General features: G+C 60.0%; 6 protein-coding genes. 5 read left to right on the top strand and 1 reads right to left on the bottom strand.

Translation table 11 applies throughout. The annotated features are described in order from the left end of the window. The 4 genes from P0D89_RS48655 to P0D89_RS48640 all read left to right on the top strand — a co-directional run. Positions 1 to 188 (top strand): hypothetical protein (locus P0D89_RS48655; protein WP_408369661.1); only part of this gene is annotated, 188 nt, incomplete at its 5' end. Positions 189 to 360: 172 nt separating this feature from the next. Further along, entirely contained in the window at positions 361 to 2,781 is a 2,421-nt protein-coding gene (locus tag P0D89_RS48650; protein WP_408369663.1) for a glycosyl hydrolase family 95 catalytic domain-containing protein, read from the top strand. A gap of 86 nt (positions 2,782 to 2,867) precedes the next feature. Further along, entirely contained in the window at positions 2,868 to 5,012 is a 2,145-nt protein-coding gene (locus P0D89_RS48645; protein WP_408369665.1) for an alpha-galactosidase D, read from the top strand. Positions 5,013 to 5,034: 22 nt separating this feature from the next. Next, entirely contained in the window at positions 5,035 to 6,237 is a 1,203-nt protein-coding gene (locus P0D89_RS48640) for a hypothetical protein (RefSeq protein ID WP_408369667.1), read from the top strand. Positions 6,238 to 6,724: 487 nt separating this feature from the next. Here the strand turns inward: P0D89_RS48640 and P0D89_RS48635 are convergent, their stop codons facing one another. Beyond that, positions 6,725 to 7,486 (bottom strand): bestrophin-like domain, encoded by a 762-nt coding sequence (locus P0D89_RS48635; RefSeq protein WP_408369670.1) that lies wholly within the window; start codon positions 7,484 to 7,486, stop codon positions 6,725 to 6,727. Positions 7,487 to 8,340: 854 nt separating this feature from the next. Between P0D89_RS48635 and P0D89_RS48630 the strand changes: the two genes are divergently transcribed. Next, positions 8,341 to 9,216: a transporter gene (locus P0D89_RS48630; RefSeq protein WP_408369673.1), complete on the top strand. Its 876-nt coding sequence runs from the start codon at positions 8,341 to 8,343 to the stop codon at positions 9,214 to 9,216. Positions 9,217 to 9,431 lie beyond the last annotated feature (215 nt).

Below are 9,431 nucleotides of genomic sequence, written 5' to 3'. Positions count from 1 at the left end.
CCGCGATCCCGTTCGTTTTCGCCATACCGAAATCTTCGCGCCACGACACACATCGTCGCCCCGCGCGCTTCGCCGCGGCCATTTCTTCCTATCCCAGGCGCTCGTCCAACCGTGCTGTGTCGAGCCTGATCGAAACCCGCAACCAGTTGGACATGAAAATCTGCAAATTTGAAACTAAGGTTTCCTGATTTATTTGAGAGCTGAAATCCACCTGTATCGCCCGAGACGATGTCGATCCATCCCACTATCTGCGATGTCGTAGTAGGGGAATAACCTAATGGTCTTACCAAATGCTACGAGTGCATATTTGAATCAAATATTCATAGGTGAATTCCGCATAAATCTCTAGCAGGAGACACGATGAAGATTTCCGTTAATCAAAAACGTCGCAAGCTGCTGAAGTTGGGCAGTGCAGCTGCCATCCTCCCCGTTGCGGCACGTGCCGGAGCTGCAACCAGTTCCTCGCCCGGCGCGACCGGCGATCCCTCCTCAGGTTCATCCCAAACTTTTGATTCAGTCAACGCTGCGGCGCAGGCGAATTCTGCGTCCGTTCCCGCCAATCAGGCGCTGCTGTTCCAGTACGACTCGCCTGCCGTCGAGTCTTTGATCCAGTTTCAGGGTCTGCCGGTCGGCAATGGGCGTCTCGGCGCGATGGCCGGCGGCGCGAGCGATCACGAAGCGCTTTATCTGAACGAAATCACGCTGTGGTCGGGCAGCAAGGACGTCGTCGATCTGGCCTACACGACGACAGGGATGGGTACCTACCTGACACTCGGCAAGCTCTACATCGATCTGCCCACTCACGCCGGCGCCACGAACTACCAGCGCTCGCTCGACATCAGCAACTCGGTCGTGCGCACGCAGTACCGAGTCGGGGGCAAGACCTATCGGCGCGAGATTTTTAGCAGCTTCCCCGACAGTGTGATCGTCGTGCGGCTCACCTCCGATGGCGGCAGCTATAACGGCACCGTGTCGCTGACCGACGGACAGGGCACGCAAACCATCGGCGAATCGAATCGTGCGCTGTCGTTCTCGGGCTCGGTAAGCGGCAGCGGAGAGCTGTACTCGACCTACATGATGGTCGTTCCGGATGCAGGCATCGCTTCGCTCAACTCGTCTACTGCGCAGATCACGCTGCAGGGTTGTCCGGCGCTCACGATCATCATTGCGGCGCGCACCGACTACAACGGGCGCTATGTCGAAAACTATCTGACGGATATCAATCCGCGCGACGCGGTGATCGCGGACGTGCAGCGCGCCGTGTCCGGGCGCTACAGCGATCTGCTCGATCGCCACGTACGAGACTATCGCGCGCTCTTCGGGCGCATGGACATCGATCTCGGCCGCTCAAGCGACGCGCAACGAGCGCTGACGATCCCGGAGCGGCTACTCGCACGGCAAGTGAATCCCAACGTGGCCGACCCCGAACTCGAGGCGATGTACGTGCAGTTTGGGCGCTACCTCACGATCTCGTCGTCGCGCGGCTCGATGCCGGCGAATCTGCAGGGCCTGTGGAGTACAACGAACAACCCGCCGTGGATGGCCGACTACCACACCGACATCAACATCCAGATGAACTACTGGCTCGCCGACCGGGCCGGGTTGCCGGAGTGTCAGCAACCGTTCGTCGACTACGTCACCGGGCAATTGCCTTCGTGGGTCCAGTCCACGAAGAATCATTTCAACGATGCCGCCAACGTGAATTACAGCAATTCGAACGGCAACGTCGCGGGCTGGACGGTGGCTATTTCGACGGGCATCTACGGTTCTATCGGCTGGGACTGGAGTCCTCCAGCCAGTGCCTGGTATTGCCGCACGCTGTGGAATCACTACCAGTACACGCTGGACAAGGCTTATCTCGCGCGTATCTATCCCGTGATGAAGTCCGCGTGCGAATTCTGGCAGGCGCGTCTGATCCGCGACCCCGCGACAGGTCTGCTCATCGACGACAAGGACTGGTCGCCGGAACAGGGACCGCATCAGCAGCTCGGGATCACCTACGCGCAGGAACTCGTGTGGGATCTGTTCACGAATTATCTGACGGCGAGCCAACTTCTCGGCAAGGACGCGGAATTTGCGGGCTCGATCGCGAGCATGAAGGCGCAGCTCTATCTGCCGAAAGTGAGTCCCACGACAGGGCAGCTTCAGGAGTGGATGAACGACAGCATCGTCGGCGAGACGGGGCATCGGCATCTGTCACCACTGATCGGCTGGTTTGAGGGCGAGCGCATCACGCTCGACAGCGATCCAAAGCTCGTGGCCGGCGTGAAGGCGCTGCTGCTCGCACGCGGCTTCGACTCGTTCGGTTGGGGGCTAGCATGGCGCATTGCCTGCTGGGCGCATTTCCACGACGCCGCCAACTGCTATTCGATGATCCCGAAGCTGCTGCGCTATTCGGCGGGCAATGATGGCGTGAGCGGCACGTTCGCCAACATGTTCGACGCGTATGCACTGTCGAGCAACTCGTCGGCGTTCCAGATCGATGCGAACTTCGGCGGGCCGGCCGCAATACTGGAAATGCTACTGCAAAGCAGGATGGATCGCATCACGCTGCTTCCTGCATTGCCGTCGCAATGGAACACGGGGCATCTGACGGGAGTACGCGCGAAAGGCGGGTTTACGGTGGATCTCAAGTGGAACCGTGGCGCGCTGTCGTCCGTCAAGCTCACCAGCGTCGGCGGAACACAAACGACACTGCAATACGGCAACGTGGCCCGTGCGGTAACGATGCGGGAAAACGGAACGGCTCGATTCGACGGCAACCTGCAGCCGACTTCGTAAAGCTCCTACGGGTCGGGCAGCCCGAAACAAAACGCCGCACAGCAGTTGACCAGAGGTCCCAGTTTCATTCTCAACGAAGGAAAATCATGAAGATCCTGGGTCGCACACAGGTGTATCTGTTTCTCGTGAGCGTTATGATGGTTTTCGGTCTGTCCGCCTGCGGGGGTGACCAGCGAGGTGCCTCCGACGCCACGAGCGTCATGCAGGCTGCGGCCAACTCCGCAAACGTTTCACCATCGCAAGACGCCTCGTCGCAAACGCAGGCTCAAACGTCGATCGCGTTGCCACCCATGGGCTGGGCCTCGTGGAATGCGTACGGCTGCAACATCACCGAAGATCTGGTGAAGACGGCCGCGGACGTTATCTCCGGCGGCCTGAAGAAAGATGGCGCGCTGATGAAAGCGGGCTACAACTACATCAACGTCGACGACTGCTGGTTCGCGCCAAATCGCGATGCGCAAGGCAACCTGGTCGCCGACCCCGTGAAGTTTCCCAGCGGAATAAAGGCGCTGGCCGACTACGTTCACGCCAGAGGCCTCAAGTTCGGGATATACGAAGTGCCCGCCGCCGAAACCTGTGCGCAGCGCAACAACCTGTACCCCGGACATACCAATCCGATGGGCAGCCTCGGGCATGAGGTGCAGGATGCCAACACGTTTGCGTCATGGGAAGTCGACTACGTGAAGTACGACTGGTGTTCGCCGGACGGCACCACCGACGAACAGGTGGCCGGTTTCCAGAAGATGCGCGCTGCACTGAATAGTGCAGGCGCCGCGATGAATCGACCGATCGTCTACAGCATCAATCCGAACAGTTTCCATGTCGACAAGACGGGCCGCTCGTATGACTGGGGGCAAGTCGCGGATCTGTGGAGAACGACCGAGGACATCACTTACGACACGGGCACGCCGGGCCATCAAAGCACGCCGGATTTTTCCAGAATCGTGAACCAGAATTTCTACGGCAACCTCTTTCCTGAAGCACAGCATACGGGCGCTTATAACGATGCGGACATGATGCTTGCCGGGTTCGGTCTGACTGCCGCTCAGGACCAGACGCACATGAGCTTGTGGGCCATTTCCGGCGCACCGCTTATCCTGGGTGTCGATCTCACGACGCCGCTCAGCGCGGCCACGATGGACACGCTGACCAATCCGGAGGTGCTTGCCGTCGATCAGGATCCGCGCGGCATGCAGGCGATCCGCGTGGCCGTACCGCAGAACGGTCTGGGAGTGTGGGCGAAACTGCTGTCCGGTCAAGGTCGCCGCGCAGTGGTGCTGCTCAATACGACCGGGTCCGCCGCACCGATCACGGTGAACTGGAAGGACCTCGGACTGGACCCTGCCGCTTCGGCCGACGTTCGGGATATCTGGGCACACAAGGATCTCGGTTCGCACACGTCCGGATACACGGTGCCCGCCGTTCCGGCCGGTGGCTCCGTTATGCTGGCGATCGTCGGCACGGACGATGCATCGAAGGTCCAGGTGGCCAAACCGATGACGCATGAAGACGGCGTGGCCCGATATACGGTGAATGCAACCACGGGCGGGTACATCGACGTCACTTACCGGAACAATGGAAAGTCCGCGGTTAAAGTGTCGCTGATTCTGAACGAGAGCGTGCTGACGACGATCCAGCTCCCTGTCACCACTGGTCAGTCCCAGGGCACCGTCACGGTCTACATGCCGTTCGTGCCGGGTAGCAACAAGCTGACGTTCGTTCTTCCAGGCAAGGGCGGTCGCGCTCCGTCAATCGGCAAGGTGACGCTGATCGCCGCTCCGCAGCCCGCGTTGCCGCCCGTCATCTATGAAGCGGAAAGCCCCACCAACATCATTCAGGATGCGTCAGTACAGGCATGCAATATCTGCAGCGGTCACGAAAAGGTCGGCAATTTCGTGAACTCGGATTCCAGCCTGCAGTTCAACGGAATCGTCGCGGCTGCCGATGGCAACTATGCGGTCCCCGTGGTTTATATCAGTGCGGACGACGGCGGTGGTCAGCCTCGCGCGATGAACGTGAGCGTCAACAACGGCCCGCCGATTGCGGTGCAGTTTCCGGGTGAAGGCACCTGGGACTTCCCAATCCTCTCGAGTGTTCAGGTCGTGGTCCCGCTCAAGGCCGGCGTAGCCAACACCATCAAGTTTTCCATGGTTTCAGGCAACTACGGTCCCGATATCGATGGTCTGGGTGAGGCGGCGAGCCAGCCGGTCAGCCAGCCAGTGAAACAGTGATCGAAGACTCAGGGAGACAAGTATGAAGAACCTCTTGATGCGGATTGTCCTGCCGGTCGTATTGGCTGCGAGCGCGGTGCAGGTGGCCGTCGCCGCGGACGCCATGGCCCAGTCGAATTCTGTCGCGGCGACTGCCTGGAACAAAGGCTCGCGATTCCGGCCCGATGAGGTAGCGGTCCTGTTCGTGATGGGGCAGAGCAACAGCGCCGGTCTTAACGGCCTGCCCGCCGATCTGACGTTGACGGGAGCATCGGGTGCCGGGACCGGCGGTGGCATGCCGGCCCCCAACGTATGGGGTGTCCGGAACGACGGCTGGGGAAACATCAACGGCAACGCGGACGGATCGGGTGCGCCGTTCACTCAACCGATCTCCTCCATCGATCACGTGTCGTGGGTGAACTGGACCGACAGCACATCGTCCGACATGAATCTGGGCTACTACGGCGGCAGCGGCAATGCCGCCAATTTCGCCGCGTATGCGTGGCAGTCGGCGATCAAAGCGGGTCAGCCGCTGCCCGATCTGTACATCATTCATATCGGCTGGGGCAGCCAGGGCGTGGACGTCGCAGACGATGCGTTCAGCGGCTGCTGCGGCTGGACGGTGCATGGCGTTAATCTCTGGCAACCCATGCTCGATGCAAGCAAGACGCCGACCTATGCGCTTGCACCGTTTGCTCGCCGCATGATGTACCTCGGACTGAAACAGATTCTCGCGACCGGTAAGAAACCGCGGATCCTGGGCCTGGAGTGGAACCAGTGGGAGGCGGAAGCCGCTCCGCTGAATACCGCTGGCAATGCGACGACGATTCGACGCGCGCCGCAGAATTACGCGCACCTCTTCAGCAGTTTCTTTGCGGCGGTGGGCTCGACATTTCCGGTGATGATCGTGAAGCCGTTGTCGGTTGCTTACGACAACGTCACCAACGGGATCGCTCCTTATAATCCCGCCGCGCTTGAATCCATGCAAAAGGTGTTCGGCGGCTTCATCGAAGCGGACTCTCGCGTCTTCAGTTTCGTCGATGCGTCGAAGTCGCCTGACTGGAATGGACAGCCGCCTGGCTTCGGCATTTTCCAGGGCGGTACGCTAGGCGGCGGCGACGGGAGTGTGCACTACAACCTGGACACGCAGAAATGGTTCGGCGAGCAGGCACTTGCAGCGTGCCTCGGGCAGTCCCGAGTCTGCGGACCGCGCATCGACAATCTGCCACGGCGGCCGCCGAACTGATCACTGTGCGCCGCTCGACGACAGGCATCCGCGATCTGAATCAAGCGGCGCACGACTTCAGACGCACGGTTTCGCGCGGATGGCTGATGTCGCGTCTTACCCACTGTAGTAGCTTGACCGACTCGAACCCTCGTTCATTCAAAGTCGTTTCGACGAGCGGCGAGCATTGCGAGGCTCTGTCGCGCCCAGCAATGCCATGACCGATGACGCGGCTGCGTACCTCCCGCTTCGTTATATCTACGGCTGTAGTTTTAGGGAGGTAAATCACTAACGAATGTGAATGTTCGTTGTCGAGGATCCTGACCGACCGCTCAGGTCGCGTGCCGCCGATCGGCGACAGGCAGTGATCGGCCATGAAGCGACCGTCACGATATCGCCTCGACTGGCGGAAGTTTGGTCAATCCGGTCGTTCGCGGATCGCACCGGATCGCTGCGCGAGGTCACGTTCTCTGACGGTCACGGTTGCCGTCCCTGACACTTTTCGCCGCTACTGGCCGAGGATGGCGAGCGCCTCGCGCATGGGTGCGAGCGAGACGTTGATCACCCCATCGAGCGGTGTGTTCATCTCGAGGATCAGAAATATTGCGCCGGAAGTGGACAGCGCGCCCAGAAACAACCCAACAATGACTGTGGCGTTGGCGGGAGCGAACAGGCCAAACGAACAAAAGATAATGGAGAGCCACAACACCAGGCATATCAGCAATGGTGCGGGGGTCGAGACCACAGCTTGGAACATTGTAAGCTGGCGCGCAGCCAGCACCTCTTCCGCAATCTGGATGGCGCGTGCCTGCAGTTGGCGTTGCGCGTCGCTGCGCGGCGACAGTTCCTCCAGCTTGTCTTGAAGGCTTTCCACCCGCCTAATTGCCTCGACGCCACGAAGTTTTGCGATCTGCGCAGGTTCGCCGGAAGCTAGTATCTGGATCGACATGCCGACCCTCTGCTTAAGCAGATCGCGAACCTCCTTCGTTTCCGGGCCATACTTGGCCAGAACGCGATCGAGGAGGAGGATGCTGGCGGCATTGCGCACGACCTCGCCGTTCACGGTATCGAACGAGTTCTTCGCCGACGAAATCAGCAGGCCAAGCACTATCGCGGCCATCGTGGCTATCAGACCGACGGCCAGCTTCAAGACACCGGTTGATTCGTCGCTAAGGTGGTGCTCTGGCAAGATGGTGCGCACATACAAGCCAAGCAATGCGCTGCCAAATACACAGGCAAACACGATCAAAGCGATTTCGACGTGGCTCACTCTTTTAACCTCCTTCTCCGCTCGCAAGGAGAAGTCCGGCATGCATCGCGGCCTGATGTTCTCCTGCCATTGTCCTCGTGCTGGGCGTTCTGTCGCAGGCCCGGGCACTCGCCAGCCGGTCAAACGGGCCGGCCAGGGATCGTCGCTTTCGGGAGTGATGACGCGGCTCCTGATTTGCGCGGGCGCGTCGTCTCGACCCCCACTCGTCCATGAAGTAGCGTACAGGTTAGTTTGGAATAGAGACATTGGCCTTTGGTCCAATATGCGCACGGCGGGCGGCCTGGCGGTTGTCGCGCATGCCAGATCATTCCGACTCATTTGCTGGCGCTCAGCAAGGCACCCACTGTTCGGGAGCGCCTGGATGTCGACCTTGTCTGCAATCGAAGTCTAGTAAAAGCGGACGAGACGGGCCGCGATGCGCCGTTCGGCGGACACACGCCGACTCGACGGCGAGTATGTAACTCCATATGGAAATCAACGGCGCCGAATGGTGTTTCAGGTGTGGTGGCCCATAGGACCAAAGTCCAATTGGCGTCAGGGACCGCTCACGCCACCATTGACGTGAACCGACAAGATGCGCGTGCATGGCGTGCGCAATCGTGAAGGGTTGGCAGGGCGCCCCAGAAGGCGAGCCATGATACTTCGACCCATTTCCTGTCAGGTCGCCATAACGTTCATCGCCGCGCTTGCAACGGACGCCCGCCTGTCGCCCTGCCGACGATCGATAAGGGGCGACGGTCATGAAAACGCCAGGAGCGTCGCTTGGTTCGAATCGCGTAGACGAGACTGACGGTCTCCGGGGACGCAACGCGACTTCGCACGCTGTGTGTCTCTTTCGACACGCGGTGGCGTACGTGGCGCTGCTCTGGTCTGCGCTGGGCTGTGGGCAGGAAATGGAGCCGCGCAGCTATTCGGCTGTTCCCGTCGGCACGAACTTCGTGGTGCTGGATTACGCGCGATCGAGCGGCGGTTTCTCGTTTGATCCCTCGCTTCCGATTGCGAACGTGCACGCGACAATCAATACATGGTCTCTCGGCTATTCGCACAGCTTCGGAATCGCTGGGCACACAGCGAGCGTCGCAATATCGATGCCGTACGCCAACGCGAACGTGACCGGCGACGTCATGGGTGTGCCTCAGCAGGCCTACCGGTCCGGGCTGGGCGACGTGCGTTTCAGGCTCGCGGTGAATCTGCTGGGCGATCCTGCATTAACACCGGAAGAATTCGCGCGACGCAGTCCCTCCACTATCGTTGGGGCCAGCTTGACCGTCATAGCGCCGACTGGTCAGTACATACCGTCGCGTCTCATCAACGTGGGAGCGAACCGTTGGTCGTTCAAGCCAGATATTGGGATATCCCAGCCGTTTGGCAATTGGTTCGTCGAGGGTACGATAGGCGTGTGGATCTATACCGACAATGATGATTTTTTCGGGGGACGGCGGCGCAGCCAGGCTCCGATTCCCACATTCCAAGGGCACGCAGGCTACAACTGGAAGCCAGGGCTTTGGCTCGCCGCCGATGTGACGTATTTCACGGGCGGCCGGACGAGCGTCAATGGTATCGAGGATCAGGATCTGCAACTTAGTGTGCGCTACGGCGTCACGCTGTCAATTCCGCTTGCGAGGAAATGGTCTGCGAAGCTGGCATGGTCCCGGGGATTGGTAACCCGCGTCGGGGGCAATTTCCAGACCTTTTCGGTGGCGCTGCAGTACCGCTGGTTCAATCATTGATCCCGCCCGCGCATGACGCCGGACGCTGATGAGCTCAGCGTTAACGTCGCGAATACACACCTTTCTCGATTCATTCGAACTCGCCATTGAGAAACTCCTACCCCATTCCGACCATCTGGCAGATGGAGTCCACGCTAACACACCTGACTTATTTCCCGAATGTCCGCGCGACACTTGCGAGCGGACGCCTAGCAGTCGAGATTGAACGTCGCTTC

Source organism: Paraburkholderia sp. RL18-085-BIA-A, assembly GCF_046027075.1.
Lineage (GTDB): Bacteria > Pseudomonadota > Gammaproteobacteria > Burkholderiales > Burkholderiaceae > Paraburkholderia.
The sequence above is the reverse complement of the archived record's forward strand: the minus strand, read 5'-3'. Positions and strand labels throughout refer to the sequence as shown.